This window comes from Allobrachymonas wangyanguii (genome assembly GCF_045055315.1).
In the GTDB taxonomy this organism is placed as follows: Bacteria; Pseudomonadota; Gammaproteobacteria; order Burkholderiales; family Burkholderiaceae_C; genus Brachymonas; species Brachymonas wangyanguii.
The window spans coordinates 915,880-938,570 of record NZ_CP173677.1 but is presented as its reverse complement, the minus strand read 5'-3'; the positions used below and the strand labels follow the sequence as shown (position 1 = coordinate 938,570).

General features: G+C 67.3%; 23 protein-coding genes, 1 pseudogene and 1 other annotated feature. Of the genes and pseudogenes, 11 read left to right on the top strand and 13 right to left on the bottom strand.

What is annotated here, in order from left to right:
• Positions 1-102: 102 nt before the first annotated feature.
• Both ACI3EV_RS04415 and ACI3EV_RS04410 read left to right on the top strand, forming a co-directional pair.
• Positions 103-375: a head-tail connector protein gene (locus tag ACI3EV_RS04415; RefSeq protein ID WP_337690713.1), complete on the top strand. Its 273-nt coding sequence runs from the start codon at positions 103-105 to the stop codon at positions 373-375.
• A gap of 23 nt (positions 376-398) precedes the next feature.
• Positions 399-689, top strand: a complete 291-nt coding sequence (locus ACI3EV_RS04410) for a phage head closure protein (protein WP_337690714.1) — start codon at positions 399-401, stop codon at positions 687-689.
• A gap of 277 nt (positions 690-966) precedes the next feature.
• Here the strand turns inward: ACI3EV_RS04410 and ACI3EV_RS04405 are convergent, their stop codons facing one another.
• Positions 967-2,592, bottom strand: a complete 1,626-nt coding sequence (locus ACI3EV_RS04405; RefSeq protein ID WP_337690715.1) for a phosphoethanolamine--lipid A transferase — start codon at positions 2,590-2,592, stop codon at positions 967-969.
• A 155-nt stretch (positions 2,593-2,747) separates the two neighbouring features.
• Here ACI3EV_RS04405 and ACI3EV_RS04400 point away from each other — a divergent pair.
• Positions 2,748-3,982, top strand: a protein-coding gene (locus ACI3EV_RS04400; RefSeq protein ID WP_337690717.1) for an IS3 family transposase whose coding sequence is annotated in 2 segments (ribosomal slippage) — positions 2,748-3,030 and positions 3,030-3,982 — 1,236 coding nt in all. Because the reading frame shifts where the segments join, the coding sequence is not laid out codon by codon here.
• Positions 3,026-3,142 (top strand) — a sequence feature (AL1L pseudoknot). (Overlaps the previous gene by 117 nt.)
• 125 nt (positions 3,983-4,107) lie before the next feature.
• Here the strand turns inward: ACI3EV_RS04400 and ACI3EV_RS04395 are convergent.
• From ACI3EV_RS04395 to ACI3EV_RS04345, 11 genes and pseudogenes are all read right to left on the bottom strand, one after another.
• Positions 4,108-4,368, bottom strand: a pseudogene (locus tag ACI3EV_RS04395) (LysR substrate-binding domain-containing protein); the annotation flags it as partial.
• Positions 4,369-4,422: 54 nt separating this feature from the next.
• A complete protein-coding gene (locus ACI3EV_RS04390) occupies positions 4,423-5,916 on the bottom strand; it encodes a deoxyribodipyrimidine photo-lyase (RefSeq protein WP_337690719.1) in 1,494 nt (497 codons plus the stop codon).
• Positions 5,917-5,923: 7 nt separating this feature from the next.
• Complete coding sequence (locus ACI3EV_RS04385) at positions 5,924-6,613, bottom strand: glutathione S-transferase family protein (protein ID WP_213359608.1); 690 nt, start codon at positions 6,611-6,613, stop codon at positions 5,924-5,926.
• Positions 6,610-7,089 (bottom strand): nuclear transport factor 2 family protein, encoded by a 480-nt coding sequence (locus tag ACI3EV_RS04380; RefSeq protein ID WP_213359602.1) that lies wholly within the window; start codon positions 7,087-7,089, stop codon positions 6,610-6,612. The genes ACI3EV_RS04385 and ACI3EV_RS04380 overlap by 4 nt, the downstream gene beginning before the upstream one ends.
• 3 nt (positions 7,090-7,092) lie before the next feature.
• Positions 7,093-7,875 (bottom strand): SDR family NAD(P)-dependent oxidoreductase, encoded by a 783-nt coding sequence (locus tag ACI3EV_RS04375; protein ID WP_337690727.1) that lies wholly within the window; start codon positions 7,873-7,875, stop codon positions 7,093-7,095.
• A 4-nt stretch (positions 7,876-7,879) separates the two neighbouring features.
• On the bottom strand, positions 7,880-8,416 hold the full coding sequence (locus tag ACI3EV_RS04370) for a DUF3833 domain-containing protein (RefSeq protein WP_337690728.1): 537 nt from the start codon (positions 8,414-8,416) through the stop codon (positions 7,880-7,882).
• Between the two features lie 4 nt (positions 8,417-8,420).
• Positions 8,421-9,725, bottom strand: coding sequence for an MFS transporter (locus tag ACI3EV_RS04365; RefSeq protein WP_337690730.1), 1,305 nt, complete (start codon positions 9,723-9,725; stop codon positions 8,421-8,423).
• A complete protein-coding gene (locus tag ACI3EV_RS04360) occupies positions 9,722-10,285 on the bottom strand; it encodes a chalcone isomerase family protein (protein WP_337690732.1) in 564 nt (187 codons plus the stop codon). Before ACI3EV_RS04360 ends, ACI3EV_RS04365 begins: the two co-directional genes overlap by 4 nt.
• Before the next feature lie 61 nt (positions 10,286-10,346).
• Complete coding sequence (locus ACI3EV_RS04355; protein ID WP_337690734.1) at positions 10,347-11,573, bottom strand: cyclopropane-fatty-acyl-phospholipid synthase family protein; 1,227 nt, start codon at positions 11,571-11,573, stop codon at positions 10,347-10,349.
• A 2-nt stretch (positions 11,574-11,575) separates the two neighbouring features.
• Positions 11,576-12,388, bottom strand: coding sequence for a DUF1365 domain-containing protein (locus ACI3EV_RS04350; protein WP_337690736.1), 813 nt, complete (start codon positions 12,386-12,388; stop codon positions 11,576-11,578).
• On the bottom strand, positions 12,385-13,689 hold the full coding sequence (locus tag ACI3EV_RS04345; protein ID WP_329770896.1) for an FAD-dependent oxidoreductase: 1,305 nt from the start codon (positions 13,687-13,689) through the stop codon (positions 12,385-12,387). Before ACI3EV_RS04345 ends, ACI3EV_RS04350 begins: the two co-directional genes overlap by 4 nt.
• A 121-nt stretch (positions 13,690-13,810) precedes the next feature.
• On the opposite strand from ACI3EV_RS04345, the gene ACI3EV_RS04340 reads away from it, so the two are divergent.
• Genes ACI3EV_RS04340 through ACI3EV_RS04305 form a run of 8 tightly spaced genes read left to right on the top strand, consistent with a single transcriptional unit; the run spans position 13,811 to position 21,662 of the window.
• On the top strand, positions 13,811-14,785 hold the full coding sequence (locus ACI3EV_RS04340) for a MerR family transcriptional regulator (RefSeq protein WP_337690741.1): 975 nt from the start codon (positions 13,811-13,813) through the stop codon (positions 14,783-14,785).
• A gap of 18 nt (positions 14,786-14,803) precedes the next feature.
• Positions 14,804-15,406, top strand: coding sequence for a lipocalin family protein (locus ACI3EV_RS04335; RefSeq protein WP_337690742.1), 603 nt, complete (start codon positions 14,804-14,806; stop codon positions 15,404-15,406).
• Positions 15,407-15,445: 39 nt separating this feature from the next.
• Positions 15,446-16,993: an FAD-binding domain-containing protein gene (locus ACI3EV_RS04330; RefSeq protein ID WP_329770893.1), complete on the top strand. Its 1,548-nt coding sequence runs from the start codon at positions 15,446-15,448 to the stop codon at positions 16,991-16,993.
• Positions 16,994-16,996: 3 nt separating this feature from the next.
• Positions 16,997-17,158: a DUF2256 domain-containing protein gene (locus ACI3EV_RS04325; RefSeq protein WP_329770892.1), complete on the top strand. Its 162-nt coding sequence runs from the start codon at positions 16,997-16,999 to the stop codon at positions 17,156-17,158.
• On the top strand, positions 17,155-18,462 hold the full coding sequence (locus ACI3EV_RS04320) for a DASH family cryptochrome (protein ID WP_337690744.1): 1,308 nt from the start codon (positions 17,155-17,157) through the stop codon (positions 18,460-18,462). Before ACI3EV_RS04325 ends, ACI3EV_RS04320 begins: the two co-directional genes overlap by 4 nt.
• Complete coding sequence (locus ACI3EV_RS04315; RefSeq protein WP_337690746.1) at positions 18,459-20,006, top strand: cryptochrome/photolyase family protein; 1,548 nt, start codon at positions 18,459-18,461, stop codon at positions 20,004-20,006. Before ACI3EV_RS04320 ends, ACI3EV_RS04315 begins: the two co-directional genes overlap by 4 nt.
• A 17-nt stretch (positions 20,007-20,023) precedes the next feature.
• Positions 20,024-20,722, top strand: a complete 699-nt coding sequence (locus tag ACI3EV_RS04310; protein ID WP_329770889.1) for an SDR family NAD(P)-dependent oxidoreductase — start codon at positions 20,024-20,026, stop codon at positions 20,720-20,722.
• 37 nt (positions 20,723-20,759) lie between these two features.
• Positions 20,760-21,662, top strand: a complete 903-nt coding sequence (locus ACI3EV_RS04305; RefSeq protein WP_337690748.1) for a TIGR01777 family oxidoreductase — start codon at positions 20,760-20,762, stop codon at positions 21,660-21,662.
• 58 nt (positions 21,663-21,720) lie between these two features.
• Here the strand turns inward: ACI3EV_RS04305 and ACI3EV_RS04300 are convergent, their stop codons facing one another.
• A complete protein-coding gene (locus tag ACI3EV_RS04300) occupies positions 21,721-22,320 on the bottom strand; it encodes a glutathione peroxidase (RefSeq protein WP_405198036.1) in 600 nt (199 codons plus the stop codon).
• Between the last annotated feature and the right edge of the window lie 371 nt (positions 22,321-22,691).

Sequence of the window (22,691 nt, the reverse complement as noted above, 5' to 3'; positions counted from 1 at the left end):
GATCAGACGGACAGTGCCGCGCTGGAAGAAAACCCCGTCAGCCGGTGGGATGCGTCGGACGCCCGCGACCGGCACCTATTCATCCATTCATGAGGAACTGACATGCTGACACTGATCGAAGTCAAGGAGCACCTGCGCATCGAGACGAGCGACGAAGATAGCCTGCTGCACGCCTACATGGACGCCGCAGAAGCGTCTGTGGCTGACTATCTGGGCATCGAGCTACCCAGCGCCATGCCTGCGCCTGTACGCGCTGCCATCCTGCTGCGTGTGGGTGATCTGTACGAGAACCGCGAGGGGCAGACAGACCGCCCGCTGCACGGCAACCGGACATTCGAGCGTCTGCTGCAACCCTATCGAGTGATGGCGCTATGAGGGCCGGAGAACTTGACCAGCGCGTGACGCTGGAGCGCTTCGGGGAGTACAAGGACGCATCCGGAGCCTGGACGGAGGGCTGGGAGACGGTGGGGACGTTCTGGGCCGCTGTGCTGCCGCTGACGGGTAAGGAAATCATTGCCGCTGATGCTGTGACCGCAATCACTGACGTGCGCGTCATCATGCGCTATCAACCTGGTGTGACGGCTGCTGATCGGCTGACGCATCGAGGCAAGACACTGGAAATCAAGACGGTGATCGAGCGAGCCAGTCAGAGGCGGGTGCTGGAATTGCTGTGCAAGCGGGTGGGGTGAGCCGTCACGCACGCGCCCGCGAGGTTTTGGCTGGGGCTCAATTTGATCCCCAACCTGTGAGCCGTCACGCACGCGCCCGCGAGGTGCCCCCGGCATGGGGGGGGGTGTCAATCTGCGATCCCCCTTGCAATTGCTGGTGAAACTTGAGTGTTGGGAAATTGGTGGGATAAAAGCAACGATCGGCCTGCAACCCGCATGAAACCTAGGTTATAGGCTGACACCGCTTCCGCCAGGATCTGATCAGGCTGCCCCTCCGGCAGCCTTTTTCATGGGCTTGTCAGGCACCAGAGCGGCAGCCGGCAAACAGGTCCAGATCACGCTGATAGAGCGCGGTTTTCACATCCATCGCACCCAGCACCGAATGGAACAGGTTGTCCTGGGAGTGCGGCTTGCCGGCCTGGGCCTTGAGGCAGGCGGCATCCAGCCCACGATCAGCATAGAAATCTTTCGAGCCCCAGAACACCATCGGCACATGGGTCTGCTCGTCCGGCGCCACCGCATAAGGTGCGGCGTGCAGGAACATGCCCTTCTCACCCAGCGATTCACCATGGTCGGACAGGTAGAGCATGGCCGGACTGATGCCGGGGGTCTGCTGCAGCAGCGCGATGGTATCGGCCAGCATGGCATCTTGCGCCACGACGGTGTTCTGGTAGGTATTGAGCAGCTGCTCACGCGTGCAATCCTGCATCTGGTTGGTATCGCAAGTCGGGGTGAACTTGCGGTCCTGCTGCGGATAGCGCTCGAAATAGGCCGGGCCATGGCTGCCGTTGGCGTGCAGCACGATCACGGCATCGCCAGTGAGGCCGGCCAGGGTCTGTTTCAGCGGCTCCAGCATGGCATTGTCATAGCAGAGGTTGCCGTGGCACTGCTCCTTGGGCGCTTCCAGATAGATGTCGCGGTGCGGGATGCGGTTGCAGATGCCCTTGCAGCCGCTGTCATTTTCCAGCCAGGCCGTCTGCAGCCCGACGCGCTTGAGCACATCCATCAGGTTTTCCTGGTGCTTGGCGCGGTTGCCGTTGAAATCGGCCTGCGATTCGGGCGCAAACATGCAGGGCACAGAAATCGCGGTCGAGGTACCGCAGGCAGCCGTATCCGGGTAGTTGATCACATCGGGCATGGCGGCCAGGCGCGGCGTGGTGGCCGGTGCACCCGGGTTCAGGCCCCAGCTGGCCGCACGCGTGGTTTCGCCCACCACCACGACCAGCACCTGCTTGCGTGGGCTGGCACTCGTGCTGGCTACGCGCTGGGCATCCAGCCCGATCGGCTCGAACGGACGGCTGGCATCGTAAGTGTTATAGCCAGTCTTGATGCCGGCATAGACCAGCGCCGCCGGCAGCATCTGGTTCTTCACGTCCTTGTTGTTGCGGAAGAAGGACGCGTAGTTCTGGTAGCCCAGCGCGGCAATCGCCAGTACCACCAGGATCGGGACTACCATGCCGGCCACGCGCCAGGCCGAGGCCTGCCACAGGCTGCCGGCGGGCTTGATCTGCAGGTATTTCAAGTAGAGCCAGGCCGGCAGCACACCGGTCAGCAGCGCCCAGCCGATAAAACGCGGATTCATCCAGGCACGCGCCTCGTTCGGATCAGTCTGCAGGATGTTCTGGATCTGGTCGGCGTTGAAATAGATGTTCTGCGTCATCACCGCCCAGGAAGCCGCGGCGCTGAGTACCAGCAGCAGCGGTACCACCACCCGGTGCACGCGCGGCCAGAACAGCAGCTGCAGCACCAGATAGAGCACGGCGCCGACCAGCAGCGGCAGCGTCAGCCACAGGTAGAGCTGGTTGCCGGCGTTGTGCTGCAGCGTCTGTTGCGCCACATTGCGCCAGAAGCCGATGTTGTACACGGCCAGCGAGAAGACGGTGACCAGGCCAATGCCTTGGTTCGGAGTGAGTGAGAGTCGCATGAACTGCCTCTTGTGCATGACGGCAGCCATGGTCTTCCCGGAAACTTAGGCGATCCTTAAGTTTTCTGGCGCAGGTACAAAAAAGTTCCGGTGTCAAGTCCTTCGTGAACCGCCCCGGGTTTTGAGGAGGCCCCAACTCTTGAGAAGATGGAGCCATGAACAAGTCAAACAAGTTTTCCCCGGAAGTTCGTCATCGCGCCGTGCGCATGGTGCAGGAACATCGAGCCGACTACGCTTCGCTATGGGCGGCGATCGAGTCGATTGCTCCCAAGATCGGCTGCGCATCCTATACCCTGCTTGAATGGGTCAAGAAGGCCGAAGTCGACGCTGGCCTGCGTGCCGGCACCACCACAGCCGATGCGCAGCGGATCAAGGAGCTGGAACGCGAGGTCAAGGAGTTGCGGCGTGCCAACGAGATCCTGAAGACAGCCAGTGCGTTTTTTGCCCAGGCGGAGCTCGACCGCCAGCTCAAGCGATAAAAGCCTATATCGACGAGCATCGCCAGTGCTACGGGGTCGAGCCCATCTGCAAAGTGCTGCAGATGGCCCCATCATGCTACTGGCGCCACGCAGCCCGGCAACGCAACCCGCAACTACGCTGTGCGCGTGCGCAGCGAGATGAAGGGCTGAAAGCCGACATCCAGCGCGTGTGGCATGCCAATTGGCAGGTCTACGGTGTCGACAAGGTCTGGCTGCAGATGAACCGTGAGGGCATCGCGGTGGCACGCTGCACGGTCGAGCGGCTGATGCGGGAGATGGGATTGCAAGGGGCGCGCCGGGGCAAGACGGTACGCACAACGCTGCCGGATACGTCAGCGACGTGCTCGCTGGACCACGTCAAGCGCCAGTTCAATGCCAGCCGCCCGAATGAGTTGTGGGTATCGGACTTCACCTATGTCTCCACCTGGCAGGGCTGGCTGTATGTGGCCTTTGTCATTGATGTGTACGCCCGGCGCATCGTCGGCTGGCGGGTCAGCCGCAGCATGCACACCGACTTTGTGCTGGATGCGCTGGAGCAGGCCCTGTACGAACGTCGGCCAGAGGCCCATGCCTTGACACACCACAGCGACAGGGGCAGCCAGTACGTCAGCATCCGTTACACCGAGCGTCTGGAGCAGGCGGGCATCCAGCCGTCCGTAGGCAGCCGTGGCGACAGCTATGACAACGCGCTGGCCGAGACCGTCAACGGGCTGTACAAGGCCGAACTGATTCACCGCCGGGGCCCCTGGAAGACCAGGGAATCCGTGGAACTGGCCACCCTCCAATGGGTGCACTGGTTCAACCATGTACGATTGCTCAAGCCGATCGGGGGTATTCCTCCAGCAGAAGCTGAGGCACACTACTGGAGGCAACTCGTCGCCGGCAACACCTTGGCAGAGGTGTCAACTTAAACCAACCAGCCTCCTCGAAACCCGGGGCGGTTCAGTCGAGGATGCCCATGTGCATGCCGAGACAACACCCGAAACGGTTTGAGTATCAAACCAGTACCCGTCCACCGAAGTGGGTCAACTCCATTCTTGAAAGCGAGCAGCGGATGGCGAGCTGGCACCGCCACCATCAGTTCGTCCTCCCACGCGGGCGTAACCACGATGCCATCGCCTGCGTCTTCGGCCATAGAGAAACCGGCGTCATACAGGTCATCATGCAGACCCTTGATCTGTTGGGTCAGCGGAACCTCGAACAACCGAACTTCGACCTCTGGGTCTTCCTCCCGGCATTGCGCCAAGAGCGCTGGTAGGCGCGATGGCGTGATGCCGTCGGATAAGGCAACACGTAAGAAGTAACGGAGGTGACGTAATTCCATAGTTCTGAGCCCTCATGAAACTTCACTTTATGAAATAGGCGAAAAACGCATCAGTGTGCGCTCGCGTGCCCTGGCGTGATCGACGACAGGCTGCGGGTAGTCCACCCCCAGCCGCAGACCGCAGGCCGCGAGTTCGACCGGCTTCATGGCGGCGGGAAAGTGGATGTGCGCATCCGGCACTCGGGCCAGTTCGGGCAGGTAGCGGCGGATGAACTGCCCGTCCGGATCGAAGCGTTCGGACTGCGTGATGGGGTTGAAGATGCGGAAGTAGGGCTGCGCGTCGCAACCGGTAGACGCGGCCCACTGCCAGCCGCCGTTGTTGGCGGCCAGGTCGTAGTCGTTCAGGTGCTGGGCAAAAAACCGCTCGCCGCGGCGCCAGTCAATGCCCAGATCCTTGGTCAAGAAGCTCGCCACCACCATGCGCAAGCGGTTGTGCATATAGCCCGTCTGTAAGATCTGGCGCATGGCGGCATCCACCAGCGGGTAGCCGGTGCGCGCCTCGCACCAGGCTTGCCACAGCGCGGGCGCCTCGTCCCACTGCACGCGGTCGTATTCGGGCTTGAAGGACTGCGTGACCACCTGCGGGTGATGCCACAGGATCATGAAATAAAAGTCGCGCCAGGCCAGCTCGGACAGCCAGGTCTGCGCGCCCGCGCTGCCTTCGCATGCCTGCTGCGCCGCCAGCGCCGCCAGCTGACGGATGGACACGGTGCCGAAGCGCAGGTGCACCGACAGGTAGGACACGCCCTTGCGCCCGGGGTAGTCGCGCGCCTCGTGATACGCCGCCATGCGTGGCGCAAAGTCGTGCAGCAGCTGCTGCGCACCGCGCATCCCGGTGGGTAGAGGCAGCGCATGCAGGTTGGTGGGGACAAAGCCCAGGTCTGCCAGCGTGGGCAGGCGCTCGCCGGCAGGTGGCGGCGCCAGATGTCGTGCGTAGCGCGCCACCGGGTAGGGTTTGAGCTGGAAGGCATCCAGCCGCTGCAGCCAGGCGCGCTTGTAGGGGGTAAACACGCTGTAGGGCCGGCCCTGTTGGGTCAGCACCTCGTCACGCTCCAGCAGCACCTGGTCTTTGTAGTCGCTAAAAGCGATGCCCAACTCGCCCAAGGCCTGGGCCACGCGCTGGTCACGTTCCAGGGCCTGGGGCTCGTAGTCGCGGTTGGCCAGCACCTCCTGCACGCCCAGCGCCTGCGCCAGTTGCACGATGCACGTCAGCGACGGGCCGTGGCGCACGATGAGCCCGCCGCCGGGCGCGCCGCTGCGTGCGGCCAGCTGCTGCAGGCCGTCGTGCAGCTCCAGCACGCTGGCGTGGATGAACTCCACGCGCCGGTCGCAGCGCGTGGGCAGCGCATCCAGGATGTCGGTGTCGAACACGAAGGCGCAGTACACGCGCTCATGGCGGCGCAGCGCGTGGTAGAGCGCGGCGTGGTCGTGGCAACGCAGGTCGCGGCGCAGCCACACCAGGGCGCTGGGGGCCGTAGCCGCCACGCCGTTGCTGCCCGCAGGTATTTTTTTTATCGTCATGGTCCGTTCACGAGGACATCAACACCGGCCCGCCCTTTTGCAGCGCACGCTGGTAGGCAGGCCGTGCCTGCAGGCGCTGGCGGTAGGCGGCCAGATGCGGCCAAGCCGCTTCGTTGCCGCCCCGGGCCAGGGCTGCCTCCACGGCAAAGCTCATCTGAAAGTCCGCCATGGTGAGGTGCTCGCCCGCAAACCAGGGGTGCTGCGCCAGGTGCGCCTCCATGAAGGCCAGCGCGGTCTGCACGTTCGGCGTGATGAGCTTTTGCTGCACCTTGGCACACAGGGCGCGGGCCACGGGCCGCACCAAGAACGGCATGGGCTGGCGCGGAATGGAGTCGAACACCAGCTTCATCACCAGCCAGTTCATCAGCGAGCCCTCGGCGTAGTGCATCCAAAAGCGGCACTGGCGATGCTCTGCGGTGCCGCGCGCGGGCTCCAGGTGGGCAAGCTCTGCCGGCGCCTGGGCGCCAAAGCGCTCGGCCAAGTATTCGATGATGGCGCCGGACTCGGCCACCACGGTGTCGCCATCGGTCACCACGGGCGATTTGCCCAGGGGGTGGATACGCTTGAGTTCGACAGGCGCCAACCGGCTTGCCGGGTCGCGCCGGTAGAGGCGGATGTCATAGGGCACGCCCAGCTCCTCCAGCAGCCAGAGGATGCGCTGGGAGCGCGACATTTCAAGATGGTGAACGGTGATCATGGTGCGGCCTTGTGGGTGGCGGAAGCTGCCTTGCGCAGCCAGCGCATCAGAGTGCCGAGCAATGGCAGTTTTTCGTACAGCTCTTCGGCGGCATCCCAATAGTCGCGGTGCAGCGTTACGCGTCCCTGGGTGTCAAAGCGCACCAGGGTGGCGCCGCGGATGCATTGCGCCACCTGAGGCCGCCAGCGCCGCATGCGAAAGTGAAATTCCCAGGCCAGAAACGCCTGCTTGCCCTGCACGAGGTGCTGCGTGACGACGAAACGCGGCTGCTCCAGCGTGTCAAACATGTGCGCAAACACCTGCGCAATGGCGGGTACGCCGCGCACGTAGTTGAAGGGGTCTTTGAACTGCGCGTCGGGCGCGTAGTAGTCGCCCAGCCGCGCCAGGTGCGCGGGGCTAAGCTGCTCGTACAGCGCAATCAGTCTTTGCACGGCGGCGGGGGTGTCGGGGCACGAAGCGGCGGGAGAGGTCTGCATGGGTCAAAGGCCGGTGAAGCGGTGCACCAGCGGGAAATACCAGCGGTACGGCAGGCAGCGCATGAACCTGAGCACACCCGTGAAGCGCTTAGGGAAATGCGATTCAAACGCCCCCCGCTCCCAGCCGCGCACGATGGCCAGCGCCGCCTGTTCGGGTGTGATGAGGGAAGGCATGGTGAACTGGTTTTGCGCCGTGAGTGGTGTATCGACAAAGCCCGGGTTCAGCAGGCTGACGCCCACGCCCTTGGGCCGCAGGTCGAGGAACAGGTTTTCGGCCAGGTTGATCAGCGCCGCCTTGGTGTGCCCGTAGGCCAGGCTTTGCGGCAGGCCGCGCCAGCCGGCCACGCTGGCCACCAAACTCAGGTGCGGCGCGCGCCCGGCGCTGGCGGACTGCAAGAGCGCGGGCACCACCGCGGCCAGCACATGCAGCGCGCCAGCGACGTTCACGCGCTGGTGCTGCAGCAGCTCGGGCAAGTCCAGCGCGTCGGCCGCCATGGGGCGGTAGTAGCCGGCGCAATAAAGAACCAGATCCAGCGGCCCGCCCTGCAGCAGCTGCTGCGCAGCGCTGGCCGTGGCCTGGGCGTCGGTCACGTCCAGCGCCAACGCCTGGCTGCCGGGGTGCTCGCGCACGAAGGCGTCCAGCAGGCCCTGCTGACGCGCCGACACGCACACCTGCGCCCCGCGTGCGTGCAGCAGCGCGGCCACGGCACGCCCAATGCCGGTGGACGCGCCCACCAGCCATACGCGCTTGCCGTGCCAGTCGGTGATGCGGGGGTTCAGAGGCATGGGCTCATTCCTTGGTGAAGGACAGCAGCACTTCGCCCAGCGTGATGCCGAACTTGCTCATGGTGGCGCGGTTGAGCATCACGCGCTCATCGACCAGGAACATCCAGTCGTCGAACTGCACCTCGTACTCCTTGCCGTCCACCGGCAGGCGCAGGGTGTAGTTCCAGCGGAAGGCGTTGCCGGACTCCTGCCCCGCGGCCTCGCCCACCACGTCGTCGGCGCGCCCGGTGTAGCGCCCGCCCTCGTGCTTGGTCAGGCGCCAGACGCGGCGGGAGGTGCTGCCGTCGGAATAGCTGAAGGCTTCGTCCAGCACGCCCTGGTTGCCCTCCCAATGGCAGTCCATGACCACGGTGAAGCGGCGTACCACCTCGCCGCCGCGCTTCTGGAAAATGCCGTGGGCACGGATGCGGCCATTGAAATAGCGATCGAGCTGCAGCGCGGGGCGCTGCTGGGCGTAATCGCTGACCTGCGGCCCGGCGCAGCCCGCGAGGACGGCCGAGCCCGCAAGCAGGGTCAACAAAACATGGCGGCGTGTGTTCATGGTGTCACTCCTGGGGGTGGTCTGGAGAATCGATCAGCAGCCAGTGCAGCAACGACGCGGCCACCAGCTTGAGCGCGCAGGGCAGCAGCGCGTAGACCCAAGCCAGGTGCTGCAGCGCATAAAAATCCTGGCTGCCGGGCGTGTAGCCCAGCCATTGCAAGAGCGGCAGCGTGGCGCCTGCGGCCAGCGCCAGGTTGAGCTTGGTGGCCAGGTTCCACCAGCCCAGGTAGGCGCCGTCGTGCACGCCCTGGGCACCGTGGCGCTCGATCAGCAGGGCCAGCAGAGCGCCGGGCACGGCCAGGTCGGCCCCCAGCGCCATGCCGGACAGCACGCAGATCACGCCAAAGGCAAGCACCTGGCCGCCTTCCAGGCCCGCAGCCCAGCCAAAGCAGACCACAGCCAGCAACATGCCGGCCAGCCACGCGCGCTCCAGCCCGAAGCGGCGCACCACGCGCAGCCAAGCCGGCATGGACAGCGCGCCACTGACGAAATACAGCACAAGAAACAGCGCGATCTGCGGCTGCGTGGCCAGCAGCCGGTCCTGGGCGAAGAACAGCATCAGCGCGGCCGGTATGGCGCTGGCGATGCCGTTGCACAAAAACACGGTCAACAGGCGGCGGAATGGTGATTCGGCCAGTGGCTGCCACAGCGCAGGACTGGGTTGATGCCCCCTATCGCGTAGCGCAACCGCCACCGGCGGGCGCGGCGCGCGCCACAGCACCAGCCAGCCGGCCAGCAGTGCCAACGCAAACACGGCCAACATACTGCCCGCGCCCCAGGCCACCGACAGCGCGCTGGCCGTGACCACGCCCAGCAGCCCCGCCCCCTCGCGCCAGGCCACGATGCGGCTGCGCTGCAAGGCGTCGCCCCCCAGGCGCACGCCCCAGGCCTGGTGCGCGATGACCAGCAGGCTGTGCGCCAGGCAGGTGAACAGCAGCCCCGCCACCATCCACACCGCCAGCGCCGCTTTACCCTGCACGCGGGGGAAGAACAGGCCCGCCAGGCCCAGCGCCAGCAGCAGCGCCGCAGCCCCGGCCACCCACAGCACGGCCTGCGAGGTGCGGCGGTACAGCCGATCACTCAGGCGGCCCAGCAGCGGCTCAGCCCCAGCATCCATCAGCCGCACCAGCATCAGCAGCGCGCCCACGATGGCCAGCGGCAGGCCCAGGTCGCTGGCGTAGTAATGCGGCAGCACCACGTACAACGGCAGCGCGGCAAAGGCCAGTGGCAGGCCCAGCAGCCCGTAGGCCAGGCCGGCGCGCCAGGGCAGCACCTGCGCGGCAGTCCACGGAAGATGGGCGCGGGTCATGGCCCGCCTTCTGATCTGCGCGCCAGCAAGGCGCTGCGCAGGCCGGGCTCGGAGGTGCGCGGCGACAGCCAGATGGCGAAAAAGCGGCGCGCCAGCTCGGCATCGTCCGTGACGCCCAGCAACTGCTCGCCGCGCCAAAAACGCATGCCCCGGCCGGGTTGGTACAGGCCGGTCAGCCGGTCGCCAGACTGCACATCGGGCAGCAAGGCGGTCAAGACTTTCAGCCAGCGTTGCGCCTGCGCGGGCGGCAACTCACCCTGGCGCTCGATCTCGTCGATGGAGCGCTGCGCGATGGCCGCGCCCTTGAAGGCGCGGTGGTAACTCAGCTCCAGCGCCAGCGGGTAGTCACCAAAGTCGGCCGCCTTGAATTGCGGGCCCACCCACAGGCGGGCGTCGTAAATGCGCAGCCCCAGAAAGCGCATCTGTCCCTGGCCCAGCAGGGCTGCGGCAGGCAGTGCCTGCTGCACAAAGCTGGGCGGGGCGGCTGCGCCATCGGCCGCAGCGGTGGCGCTGGCGACCGCGGCCCCCAAGGCCACCGCCAGCACGCCCACGCAGGCCATTCGGTTTAGCGATGAAATGAGGCTGTAAGGCATATGCAGAAAGCGCGAGCAGCTATGGTTTTTAATCTTTCACCAAGGTGTACTGCACCACGTCGATGTTGCGGCTGTCGAAGGCCGCCTCGCAGTACGCCAGGTAAAACTCCCAGGTGCGCAGGAAGACCGCATCAAAGCCCTGGGCCAGCACCTGGGCGCGCCGCTCGGTGAACTGGCGGTGCCAGCGGCGCAGGGTTTCGGCGTAGTCGGGGCCAAAGGCAAATTCCTCCACCACGCGCAGGCCGGCCTGCTGCGCGGCGGCGCGAAAGCGCGCCGGGCTGGGCAGGCAGCCGCCAGGGAAGACGTACTGCTGGATGAAGTCCGTGCCCTGCACGTAGCGGTCGAACAGCGCGTCGTCGATGACGATGCTTTGCACACAGGCGCGCCCGCCGGGCTTGAGCAGTCGCGCCAGCGTGCCAAAGTAGCTGGGCCAGTAGGCCTGGCCAACGGCTTCCACCATCTCGATGGAGCAGATGGCGTCGAACGGCCCATCCTGTATGTCGCGGTAGTCCTGCAGGCGCAGATCGGCCTGCGGCGCAAGGCCCGCTGCCAGCAGGCGCGCCTGGGCAAACGCCAGTTGCTCGGTGGACAGCGTCACGCCCGTCACATGGGCCTGACACTCGCCCGCCGCCATTTCGGCCAGCGCGCCCCAGCCGCAGCCAATTTCCAGCACGCGGCTGCCGGGCTGCACGCCGGCGCTGTGCAGGGCGCGGCGCACTTTGGCGTGCTGCGCAGCGGTCAGGTCGCCCGTCAAGTCACCCTGGAACCAGGCCGACGAGTAATTCATGCTCGGGTCCAGCCACAGCTGGTAGAAGGCGTTGCCCAAGTCGTAATGGGCGTGGATGTTGCGGCGGCTGCCCGCGCGGCTGTTGCGGTTGAGCAGGTGGCGCAGCCGGTAGGCCAGGCGCCCCCACCAGGCGCCGTAGACCAGGGATTCCAGCGCATCACGGTTGGCCATCAGCAGGCGCAGCAGGTCGGCCAGGTGGGGCGTGCTCCAGTCCTGGGCGATATAGCCCTCGGCCAGGCCGATGTCGCCCGAGCGCAGCACTGCGCCAAACACGCGCCAGTGGTGCAGGTGCAGGCTGGCGTGCGGGTAGCCGCCCTGGCCCACTTGCAGCGTGCTGCCGTCGGGTAGCTCCAGGTGCAGCGTGCCGTGCTGCAAGCGCTGCAGCAGGCGCAGTCCGCTGCGCGCGCTGGCGGGCGCACTGGCGGGCAGGGGCAGCGAGAACGGGTTTGTCGTCGTGGTGGTGTTCATGGTCAGTGCTCGGATGAGGATGAACGGGAAACGGGCAGCGCCGGCGCGGCGGGCTTGGCGTGGAATGGCACGTGCTTGAGCCACAGCAGCAAGGCGTTCCAGAGAATGCGGGCCATCACGCCCAGCGTCAGCAGGGGGTAGCGCCACAACGCGCGGCGGCGACTGGCGGCGGTAAGGGGTTCGAGCCGCCCGGCCATGCCGGTGAGCAGCACCGGGCCTTCGGCGTCGTGGTAATCGATACGCACCCGCGCTGAGCCCAGGCCTTCGGGCCCGCTGCGGCGGAACTCGAAGCGGTAGCCGCCCTCCACCGCGCAAAACGGCGACACATGAAAGGCCTTGCGCGCCTGCAGCTCCTGGCCGTAGCGCGGCTGGTCGAGCAGATAGGCGTGGCGCTCGCCAAAGGTGTTGTTCACCTCGGCCACGATGGCGCGCAGGCTGCCGTCGCTGCGGTGGCAGTACCAAAAACTCACCGGCTTGAAGCTGTAGCCCAGCACGCGCGGGTAGCACTGCAGCCAGATCTCGCCCTGCGCGTCGGTAATGCCCTCGGCATGCAGCAGCGCCTCCAGCCAGGCCAGTGCGCCGCCGTGGCTCGCGTCGCTGCCGTCGCCGTGATCCGCATCGCGAAAGGCCAGCACCCCGGCGCGGTTCAGGGCCAGCACCCCCGCCGCCTGCGGCTGCGCGCGCAGCGTGCGCATGGGCAACATGAGGAAGAAGGTAGGCACGCTGAAGCGGTGCTGGCGCGGGCGCAGCCGCGTGTGCCACACATGGCCGAAGCCGATGTGCGGCACAGGGCCGGGGGCGGCAGCGGGGGTCATGCGGCCTTCCTGCGCTGCATCTGCGCCAGCAGCGCATCGGCGGCGCGCCAGCCGGACTGCAGGCCGTCTTCATGAAAACCGTAACCCGTCCAGGCACCGGCAAACCAGGTGTGCTGCGCGCCCTGCAGCTGCGGCACGCGCTTTTGCGCGGCCATGGCCCCCAGGTCGAACACCGGGTGGTCATAGTCAAACTCACCCAGCACCTGCGTCGGGGCAATGTCGTGCAAGGGGTTCAGCGACACCAGCACCGGCTGCGCAAAGGGCAGCGGCTGCAGGCGGTTGAGCCAATAGTGCAGGCAGACGCGGGCCGATTCCTGTGCGCCGCTGGCCGCGCGCTCGTAGTTCCACGCGGCCCAGGCGGCACGGCGCTGGGGCATCACGCGGGTGTCGGTGTGCAGCACGGCGCGGTTGGGCTGGTAGCGGATGGCGCCCAGCACCTGTTGTTCAACAGCGCTGGGCTGGGCCAGCAGGCGCAAGGCCTGGTCGCTGTGCACGGCCAGCACCACGGCGTCGAAATGCTCGCTGCCGGCGCTGGTCTGGATGAGCACGCCGGCGGCGTTGCGCTGGATGCGTTCTACTGGCGTTGCCAGCCGCGCGTCCAGCCCTTGCACGATGGCATGGACGTACTGGCGCGCGCCGCCCGCCACCGTGTACCACTGGGGCCGGTTCTGCACCTGGATCAGGCCATGGTTGTGGCAAAAGCGCACCATGGTGGCCACGGGAAAGCGCAGCATCTGGTCCGTCGGGCAGCTCCAAATGCAGCCCAGCATGGGCAAAAAGTACCAATCACGAAACGCAGCGCCAAAGCCGTGCTGGTCAAGAAACTCGCCCAAAGGCTGGGCCAGCGCCCGGTCTTCACCGCGCTCGGCCAGGGCGGTGCACAGGCGGTTAAAGCGCAGCAGCTCGGCCAACATGGCCAGAAAGCGCGGTCGCAGCAGGTTGCGCCGCTGGGCAAATACCGTCGCCAGGCTGGAGCCGCTCCACTCCAGCGCCCCTGCCCCCAGCGCGCCAGCACCCGGCACCTGGACCGAGAACGACATGTCCGACGCCGCCGTGGGTACGCCCAGTTCTTCCAGCAAGCCAATCAAACCGGGATAGGTGCGCTCGTTGAGCACCAGAAAACCCGTGTCCACGCCGTGCGTGACGCGCTGGCCCTGGGCATCGGGCAGCGTGACATCCACCGTGTGGGTGTGGCCGCCAAAGTAGCTGCCCGCCTCGAACAGCACCACCTGCGCGTGCCGCCGCAGGCGGTGCGCGGCCGCCAAACCCGAGATGCCTGATCCGATGACTGCGACTTTCATGAGCCTGATTCCAATCTGCGGTACTGTGGAGTGCAGCCCTGGCTGCTGCACATAATGCGTATTGTACTAGACAAAATTATTTTTGTCTTAGACAATTAGCGCAACCCATCCTCCTTTGTCCATGAGCATCCCAACTCCCGCACCGTCTTTTACTGCACCCCCCACGGGCGATGCAGGCCTGCCGATTGCCGCCGTGGAGCGCGAAACAGGCCTGGGCAAAGACACCTTACGCGTGTGGGAAAAGCGCTATGGATTCCCTGCGCCCACGCGGGATTCGGCGGGTGACAGGCTGTACAGCGCAGCCCAGGTGCAGCGGCTCAAGCAAATCCGCCGGCTGCTCGATGGCGGCCTGCGGCCAGGCAAGGTGGTGGGCCTGGATGACGCCCAGTTGGGGCAATTGCTGGAAAGCCAGAAACCGGCCACCACAGCCTTTTTGTCCAAGACACACAAACAAGACTCTCTCCACTCGCACCTGCTGGAGGAACTGCTCCACGCCATCGGCACGCACGATCCGCGCGCCCTGCGTCACGGCCTGAGCCACGCCCAGCTGCGCATGGGCCTGGGGGCTTTTGTCACCGATCTGGTCGCGCCTTTGACGACTGCGGTGGGCGACGCCTGGGCGCAGGGCCGCTTCGAGATTTACGAGGAGCACCTGTACACCGAGGTCATCACCGGCGTGCTGCGCCATGCCATTTCCACGCTGGCGCCGCAGCCCGTGCCGCTGGGCCCCAAGGTGCTGCTGACCACGCTGCCGCAAGAGCAGCACAGCCTGGGCCTGCTGATGGTGGAAGCCCTGTTGGCGCTGGAGGGCTGCACCTGCGTGTCGCTGGGCACGCAAACGCCGCTGACCGACATTGCGCAGGCCGCGCGGGCCCACCGCGCCGACGTGGTGGCCCTGAGCTTCAGCAACGTGCACAAACCCGCCCTGGTGCAGGCCAGCCTGCGCGAGCTGCGCGCGCAACTGCCCCCCGCCACCGCGCTGTGGGTGGGTGGCGCCTGCACCGCGCTGTACCAGGGGCCGCTGGCAGGCGTGAGCGCCGTGGCGCAGCTGCCTGCCCTGCAACCGCTGGTGGCGCAGTGGCGCCGCGGCCAATGAACCCCTGGAGGACTTTGTATGCACACCGCCGCCCGCACCCTGAGCAGCACCCGCCCATCGCCACTGCAGCGCCATCGCCTGGCACTGCTGGCCCTGCTGCTGGCCGGATCAGCCCTGCTGCTGGCGGGCTGCGCCAGCACCCGCCCGCCGCCGGGCGTGACCGCCGTGACGCCCTTTGACCTGCAGCGCTACCAGGGCCGCTGGTATGAGCTGGCGCGCCTGGATCACGCCTTTGAGCGCGGCATGACCGATGTGTCCGCCACCTACACCGCGCAGGCCGACGGCAGCGTACGCGTGGTCAACCGCGGCTATGCCCCGGCCAGCGGCCAGTGGCGCGAAGCCGTGGGCAAGGCCCTGTTCACCGGCGCGCCCACCACGGCGTCGCTCAAGGTGTCGTTCTTCGGGCCGTTCTACGGCGGCTACCACGTCGCCGCGCTGGACCCGGACTACCGCTGGGCCCTGGTCGTGGGGCCCGACACGGGTTACGCCTGGATTCTGGCGCGCGACAAGCACATCGCCCCGGCACAGCAAAACGCCATCGTCGCCCAGGCGCGCGCGCTGGGGGTCGATACCGCCGCGCTCATCTGGGTCACGCACGAGCGCCAGGACCCGGCGCACTGACCGCCCCACGCATCGGCCCCCACCCCAGGCAAGCGCACCATGGCCTACACCGTCGTCTGGTTCAAACGCGACCTGCGCGTGCATGACCACGCGCCGCTGATCCACGCCGCGCGCCAAGGCCCGGTGCTGTGCCTGTACGTGCTGGAGCCCAGCCTGTGGGCGCAGCCCGACTGCGCGCTGCAGCACTACGGTTTTCTGCGCGAAAGCCTGCGCGACCTGGCCCTGCAATTGCGCACCTGTGGCGCCACGCTGCAGCTGGCCGTGGGCGAGGTGCCCGAGGTGCTGGCGCACCTGCATGCGCTGCAGCCCTTTGCGCGCCTGGCCTCGCACGAAGAAACCGGCAACGCCCACACCTACGCCCGCGACCTGGCCGTGGCGCGCTGGTGCCGCCAGCAATGCGTGGGCTGGCAAGAGTGGCCGCAGCACGGCGTGGTGCGGCGCCTGCCCTCGCGTGACCGCTGGCACGCGCGCTGGCAGGCCTTCATGCAGGCCCCCTGCCTGGCGCCCCCGCCGCCCGCCAGCCTGCAGGCCCTGGCCCTGCCCTGGCGCGATGCCTGGCCCGCGCCCGAGACCGTGGGCCTGCTGGATTTGCACGACCCACCCCTGCGCCAGCGTGGCGGGCGCACCCTAGGCCAGGCGGTGCTGCACGAATTTTTGCAGCAACGCAGCGCCGGGTACCGGGGCGGCATCTCTTCTCCCTTGACCGCGCCCACAGCCTGCTCGCGCCTGTCGCCCTACCTGGCCCTGGGCTGCCTGGGCATGCGCGAGGTGGTGCAGGCCACGCAGCAGCGGCAAATCCAGCTCAAGGCCGACGACGACCCGCTCGCCCCGCGCCAGCGCCAGGGCCTGGCGGCCTTCATGAGCCGCATGCACTGGCACTGCCACTTCATCCAAAAGCTCGAATCCGAGCCCGAACTGGAATGGCGCAACCTGCACCGCGGCTACGACGGCCTGCGCGAAGACGACTGGAACCCCGCCCATTTCGAGGCCCTGCAAACCGGCCGCACCGGCTGGCCCATGGTCGATGCCTGCGTGGCCATGCTGCGCGCCACCGGCTGGCTCAACTTTCGCATGCGCGCCATGCTGGTGTCGGTGGCCGCCTACCCGCTGTGGCTGCACTGGCGCCCCGTGGGGCTGTGGCTGGCACGCCAGTTTCTGGACTACGAGCCCGGCATCCACTGGAGCCAGATGCAAATGCAAGCCGGCACCACGGGCATCAACACCACGCGCGTCTACAACCCCATCAAGCAAGCCCAGGACCACGACCCCGAAGGCGTTTTTGTGCGCCGCTGGCAGCCCCACCTGCGCCACGTGCCGGACGCCTGGCTGCTGGAGCCCTGGCGCATGCCCGCCGACGTGCAAGCGCGCTGCGGCGTGCTGCTGGGCCGCGACCTGCCCGAACCACTGGTGGACCTGGCCTCCGCGACCCGCGCCGCCAAGGCCAGGGTGCATGCACTGCGCGCCCAGGCGCCTGTGCGCGAAGCCAAGGCCGCCATCGTGGAAAAACACGGCTCGCGCCTGGCGCGCCGAGGCAACAAGGGCCGCCCCGCCAGCGCGCCCGACCCACAACAAAGCCTGGAGTTTTGAGCCATGCACCGCAAGCCGCACCTGCCGCAAAAGCCCTGCCTGGTCTGCGGCCGGCCTTTTGCATGGCGCAAAAAGTGGGTGCGCGATTGGGACGCGGCCAAGTATTGCTCCGAACGCTGCCGGCGTTCCGCAGGCAAGCCCGGTGATGCGCAGGGAAGTTCATGAGCCCAGTGATCCTTTGGTTTCGCAATGACCTGCGCCTTCACGACCAGCCCGCCCTCCACGCAGCCCTGGCCCAAGGCGCGCGCCAGCTGCTGCCCGTGCTGTGCTTGCCGGACGCCGAGGCTCCCAGCCGCTGGGGATTTGCCCGCATAGGGCCGCACCGCCGTGCCTGGCTGGCGTCCGCCATCGATGGCCTGCGCCTGGCGCTGCTGCAGCGCGGCTGCCCGCTGCTGATTTGCCCTGGGCCTGCGGCCAGCGTGCTCCCCGCCCTGGCCGGCGCCGTGGGTGCCAGCGATGTTCTGTGCGAAGCCATTGCCGCCCCCTACGAGCAGGCCGAGGTGAACGAGCTGCGCGCGGCCGGCCTGGCGGTGCATACGGTCTGGCAAAGCAGTCTGCTCGAACCCGCGCAGCTGCCCTTTCCTGTGCAGCAGCTGCCACCCGTGTTCACCCCTTTTCGCCAAGCGGTGGAGCAGGCCAGCCTGCAGCCACCCACCCCGCTGCCGCCGCCCACCAGCTTGCCCCCCTGGCCGAAGGGCGTGCCCGCTGCCTACTTGTACAGCCAGGACGATGCCCTCACGGCCTTTGTCGGCACGCCCCCTGCGGCCGATGCGCGCAGCGCCTTCCCCTACCAACGCGGGCCACTGCACGGCGGAGAGACGGCAGCCCTGGCCCACCTGGCGCAGTACCTGGCGCGCGGGCTGCCGCACAGCTACAAGCGCACGCGCAACGGCCTGGTGGGGCTGGACTATTCCAGCAAATGGTCGCCCTGGCTGGCCACCGGCGCGCTCTCGGCGCGGCAGACGCTGGCGCAGCTGCGCGCTTACGAAGCCGCCCAGGGCGCGAGCGACGGCAGCTACTGGCTGTGGTTCGAGCTGCTGTGGCGCGACTACTTTCGCTTTTTGCACCTGCAGCATGGCCGCGCGCTCTACCGCGCCCAGGGGCTGGGCCCCGCACGCGCCACGCCGCACGACGCGGGCCGCTTTGCCGCCTGGTGCGCGGGCCAGACCGGCCAGCCACTGGTGGACGCCGGCATGCGCGAGCTGGCCGCCACCGGCTACCTCAGCAACCGCCTGCGCCAGGTGACGGCCAGCTACCTGATCCACGACCTGCAGTGCGACTGGCGCGCGGGCGCGGCCTGGTTCGAGCACCACCTGCTGGACTACGACGTCTACAGCAACCAGGGCAACTGGCTGTACATCGCGGGCCGGGGCACCGACCCGCGCGGCGGCCGCCGCTTCGACCCCGTGCAGCAGGCCCAGACCTACGACCCTCATGGTGCCTACCAAGACCTGTGGAGCCGCCCATGACCCGCGCCTGCCACACCCTGCGCCTGGTGCTGGGCGACCAGCTCAACCCCGGCCACAGCTGGTTTGCCCAAGTAGACCCGCAGGTGGTCTATGTATTGATGGAGGTGCGCCAGGAGACCGACTACGTGCTGCACCACGCGCAGAAAATCCTGGCCATCTTTGCCACCATGCGCGACTTTGCGCGCCAGCTGCGCGAGGCCGGCCACCGCGTGCGCTACGTGGCGCTGGACGACGCCAGCAACCGCCAGTCCATCCCGGACAACCTGGCCGCCCTGGCCGCGCACTATCGTGCCCAGGCCGTGCAATGGCAGCAGCCCGACGAATGGCGGCTCGATGCCCAGTTGCAGGACTGTGCCGCTACCGCCCTCCAGCCCCTGGCCTGCAAGGCGGTGGACAGCGAGCACTTTCTGACCGCCCGGGGCGACCTGGCCGCCCTGATGCACGGGCGCCGCCAGTGGCTGATGGAGCACTTCTACCGCCACATGCGCCGCCGCCACCAGGTGCTGCTGGACGCCCACGGCCAGCCCGAAGGCGGGCAGTGGAACTTTGACCACGACAACCGCAAGCCCTGGTCCGGCACCCCGCCCGAGCCCGCCGACTGGCGGCCGCAGCACGACCACAGCGGCCTGTGGGCCATGATCAAGCGCGCGGGCGTAGCCAGCTTTGGCGCGCCCCAGGCCGACGCGCTGCGCTGGCCGCTTAACCGGGGCGAGGCCCTGGCCTGCCTGGACGCCTTCATCACCACCGCGCTGCCGCACTTTGGCGACTACGAAGACGCGCTGGCAGCCCAGGCGCCGCGCCTGTTCCACTCGCTGCTGTCGTTTGCGCTGAACGTGAAGATGCTGCACCCGCTGGAGGTAGTGCAGCGCGCCGAGAGCGCCTGGCGCGCGGGCCGGGCCCCGTTGGCCGCGGTAGAGGGCTTCGTCCGTCAAATTTTGGGCTGGCGCGAATACGTGCGCGGCATCTACTGGGCGCACATGCCGGGTTACGACGCGCACAACGCGCTGGGCCACCACCAGCCGCTGCCGCACTGGTTCTGGAGCGGCGACACACGCATGCGCTGCCTGCACCTGGCCATCACCCAGTCGCTGCAGACAGCGCACGCGCACCATATCCAGCGGCTGATGGTGATTGGCAATTTCGCGCTGCTCGCCGGGCTGGAGCCGCAGGCGCTGCACCGCTGGTACCTGGGCATTTACATCGACGCCTTTGAGTGGGTGGAACTGCCCAACACCCTGGGCATGAGCCAGCGCGCCGATGGCGGCGTGATCGCCACCAAGCCCTACGTGAGCAGCGCCGCCTACCTGCAGCGCATGGGCGACTATTGCCGGGGCTGCGCCTACGACCCCAAGCAAAAGACCGGCGCGCGCGCCTGCCCCTTCAACGCCCTATACTGGGACTTTTTTGCGCGCCACGCCCCGGCGCTGCAAGGCAACCCGCGCCTGGCCCTGGTGTACCGCCAGTGGCAGAAGATGGACGAGCCCCAGCAAACCGCCCTGCGCGCGCAGGCCACGCAGCTGCGCCAGCGGCTGGAAACCCTTTGACGAAAGGCCCTACCGCCATGCAATCCCTGCCCGACGGTTACCGCGCCCTGGTGCTGGGCGCCACCGGCGCCATTGGCGGCGCAATGGCCGCGCAATTGCGCACCGACCCGCGCTGCGCCGCGGTGCGCACGCTGGCGCGCGGCAGCACACCTGCGCTGGACTTTGGTGCGCCCGGCAGCATCGCTGCCGCAGCCCAGGCCCTGCACGCCGAAGGGCCCTGGCATCTGGTGCTGGTGGCCACCGGCATGCTGCAGGGCCCCACCGGCAACCCTGAGAAACGACTTGCCGAACTCCAGGCCGACCACATGGCCGCCAGCTTCGCCATCAACACCATCGGCCCGGCGCTAGCGCTGGCGCACTTCGCCCCGCAACTGGCGCGCGACGAGCGCAGCCTTTTCGCCGTGCTATCGGCCAAGGTGGGCAGCATTGGCGACAACCGCCTGGGCGGCTGGGTCAGCTACCGCGCGTCCAAGTCCGCGCTGAACATGGTGGTCAAGACCGCCGCCATCGAGCTGGCCCGCACCCACCCGCAGTGCGTGCTGGCGGCGCTGCACCCGGGCACGGTGGACTCGGCCCTGTCGGCCCCGTTTCGCGGCGCGCAGATCGGGCGGCCCGCGCAGGACGCGGCGCGCGACCTGCTGGCAGTGCTCGACCACCTGACGCCTGAGGACAGCGGCGGCTTCTGGGCCTACGACGGCCAGCGCCTACCCTGGTGACGGCGCCATCAACACACTGACGAGAGGAGAACCCACCATGCGCATCCTACTTACCGGCGGCACGGGCCTGATTGGCCGCGCGCTGTGCCAGCACTGGAGCCGGCAGGGGCACGCCCTCTGCGTCTGGAGCCGCAGCCCCCAGCAGGTGCCCGCGCTGTGCAGCGGCGCGCGTGGCATTGCGCAGTTGCAAGAACTGGACGCCGGCCCACCAATGGACGCTGTGGTCAACCTGGCCGGCGCCCCCATAGCCGATCGCCCCTGGACCCAGGCGCGCCAGGCCCTGCTGTGGCGCAGCCGCGTGGACTTGACGCGCAGCCTGGTGGACTGGATAGGCCGGCAGCCCGTGCCGCCGCGCGTGCTGCTTTCGGGCTCGGCCGTGGGCTGGTATGGCGACGGCGGCGAGCAATGGCTGTCCGAAGACAGCGCCCCCGGCAACACCGACTTTGGCAGCCGTCTGTGCGTGGCCTGGGAACAAGAGGCCGAGCGGGCGCGCCAATGGGGTGTGCGCGTCGCGCTGCTGCGCACCGCGCCGGTGCTGGCCGCGCATGGCGGCATGCTGGCGCGGTTGCTGCCACCGTTTCGCCTGGGCCTGGGCGGCCGGCTGGGCAGCGGCCAGCAATGGATGCCCTGGATTCACCTGGACGACCAGGTGGCGCTGATCGACTACCTGCTGCAGCACCAGGACGCCAGCGGCCCCTTCAACGCCTGCGCACCCGAAGCGGTGCGCAATGCCGACTTCACCCGCACCCTGGCGCGCACCCTGCATCGCCCCGCGCTGCTGCCCGCGCCCGCCTGGGCGCTGCGCCTGGCGCTGGGCGAGATGTCGGTGCTGCTGCTGGGCGGCCAGCGCCTGGTGCCACAGCGCGCCCAGGCAGCGGGCTTTGTCTGGCGCTACCCCGAGCTATCGGGGGCGCTGGCGCAGCTGCTGCAAAAAAAATAGCGAAAGAACGTCACACTTCAAGCGGCACCGCACGCCCAGCGCCGCAGCTTGACCTTCGTCAGGGCGGGGCAAGCAGCTTTTCCAGCTGCTCCACAAATGCCTTGTTGTCAGGCTCGACCGTGCTGGCGTAGTGGGTCACCGAACGCCCAGAGCGGTCAATCAGGTATTTGTTGAAGTTCCAGGACGGAACCTTGCCCGTCATTTGCGCCAGTTGCTTGTAGAACGGGTTGGCATCCGAGCCACGCACGGCAGAGCGCGCAAACATCGGAAAGATCACGCCATAGGTGTTGTAGCAAAACTCGGCAATCTCTTTGTTGTCGCTTTTTTCCTGCAAAAAGTCGTTGGACGGAAAGCCCAGCACCACCAGGCCGCGGCCCTTGTACTTTTGGAACAGCGCTTCCAACCCTTGGTATTGGTAGGTGAAGCCGCAATAGCTGGCCGTGTTCACGGCCAAAACCACCTTGCCTTTGTATTGGCACAAGGACTGCGGGCTTTCATCCTGCAGCTTGGGAAACGTGTAGTTCAAGAGCGCCGGGCAAGCCGACGCCGCCGGTTCACGTGCCACAGCGGCCACCTGCGCAGGCGCAGGGGTGGGGGATGCGGCCAACACCATTGGTGGCACCAGAGCCAGCAAGAGAGCCAATGCACGAGCAGACATATGCAGTACCCATGGGAACTATGACCGCTTCATTGTCATGCAAACGCGCTTGCCTCGTTGGGACATGCGGGCGACCCGGGCGTTCAGGCTGCGCGCATCGCTTGGATGGCCGGCGATACATTGGTGTGGGCATAAAAAGCGAACGACGCGACCGCAGTGCACCCCACCTGAGCAACTGACGTTGAATGTGTTGACGATCTTCCATATGAAGCGGGAAATGCTTTGACAGCGTTGGTTGTGGGCGGTGCTTGCGCCGACATTCCCCTGACGGCGCGGCCTGCTGCTGCGCCAGCACCCGCAACGCGATGCCAAGGCAGTGCCGGAGCTGGGTGGCGCAGGCCCTGGCGGCTTTGTGTTGATCCGCCCTTTTT

Coding starts and splice junctions, on each gene's coding strand:
- ACI3EV_RS04320 (WP_337690744.1), top strand. CDS start 17,155: ATGAGCCCAGTGATCCTTTGGTTTCGCAATGACCTGCGCCTTCACGAC.
- ACI3EV_RS04370 (WP_337690728.1), bottom strand. CDS start 8,416: ATGAACACACGCCGCCATGTTTTGTTGACCCTGCTTGCGGGCTCGGCC.
- ACI3EV_RS04330 (WP_329770893.1), top strand. CDS start 15,446: ATGGCCTACACCGTCGTCTGGTTCAAACGCGACCTGCGCGTGCATGAC.
- ACI3EV_RS04325 (WP_329770892.1), top strand. CDS start 16,997: ATGCACCGCAAGCCGCACCTGCCGCAAAAGCCCTGCCTGGTCTGCGGC.
- ACI3EV_RS04335 (WP_337690742.1), top strand. CDS start 14,804: ATGCACACCGCCGCCCGCACCCTGAGCAGCACCCGCCCATCGCCACTG.
- ACI3EV_RS04365 (WP_337690730.1), bottom strand. CDS start 9,725: ATGACCCGCGCCCATCTTCCGTGGACTGCCGCGCAGGTGCTGCCCTGG.
- ACI3EV_RS04305 (WP_337690748.1), top strand. CDS start 20,760: ATGCGCATCCTACTTACCGGCGGCACGGGCCTGATTGGCCGCGCGCTG.
- ACI3EV_RS04375 (WP_337690727.1), bottom strand. CDS start 7,875: ATGCCTCTGAACCCCCGCATCACCGACTGGCACGGCAAGCGCGTATGG.
- ACI3EV_RS04350 (WP_337690736.1), bottom strand. CDS start 12,388: ATGACCCCCGCTGCCGCCCCCGGCCCTGTGCCGCACATCGGCTTCGGC.
- ACI3EV_RS04415 (WP_337690713.1), top strand. CDS start 103: ATGCTGACACTGATCGAAGTCAAGGAGCACCTGCGCATCGAGACGAGC.
- ACI3EV_RS04315 (WP_337690746.1), top strand. CDS start 18,459: ATGACCCGCGCCTGCCACACCCTGCGCCTGGTGCTGGGCGACCAGCTC.
- ACI3EV_RS04310 (WP_329770889.1), top strand. CDS start 20,024: ATGCAATCCCTGCCCGACGGTTACCGCGCCCTGGTGCTGGGCGCCACC.
- ACI3EV_RS04390 (WP_337690719.1), bottom strand. CDS start 5,916: ATGACGATAAAAAAAATACCTGCGGGCAGCAACGGCGTGGCGGCTACG.
- ACI3EV_RS04355 (WP_337690734.1), bottom strand. CDS start 11,573: ATGAACACCACCACGACGACAAACCCGTTCTCGCTGCCCCTGCCCGCC.
- ACI3EV_RS04300 (WP_405198036.1), bottom strand. CDS start 22,320: ATGTCTGCTCGTGCATTGGCTCTCTTGCTGGCTCTGGTGCCACCAATG.
- ACI3EV_RS04340 (WP_337690741.1), top strand. CDS start 13,811: ATGAGCATCCCAACTCCCGCACCGTCTTTTACTGCACCCCCCACGGGC.
- ACI3EV_RS04385 (WP_213359608.1), bottom strand. CDS start 6,613: ATGATCACCGTTCACCATCTTGAAATGTCGCGCTCCCAGCGCATCCTC.
- ACI3EV_RS04380 (WP_213359602.1), bottom strand. CDS start 7,089: ATGCAGACCTCTCCCGCCGCTTCGTGCCCCGACACCCCCGCCGCCGTG.
- ACI3EV_RS04360 (WP_337690732.1), bottom strand. CDS start 10,285: ATGGCCTGCGTGGGCGTGCTGGCGGTGGCCTTGGGGGCCGCGGTCGCC.
- ACI3EV_RS04405 (WP_337690715.1), bottom strand. CDS start 2,592: ATGCGACTCTCACTCACTCCGAACCAAGGCATTGGCCTGGTCACCGTC.
- ACI3EV_RS04345 (WP_329770896.1), bottom strand. CDS start 13,689: ATGAAAGTCGCAGTCATCGGATCAGGCATCTCGGGTTTGGCGGCCGCG.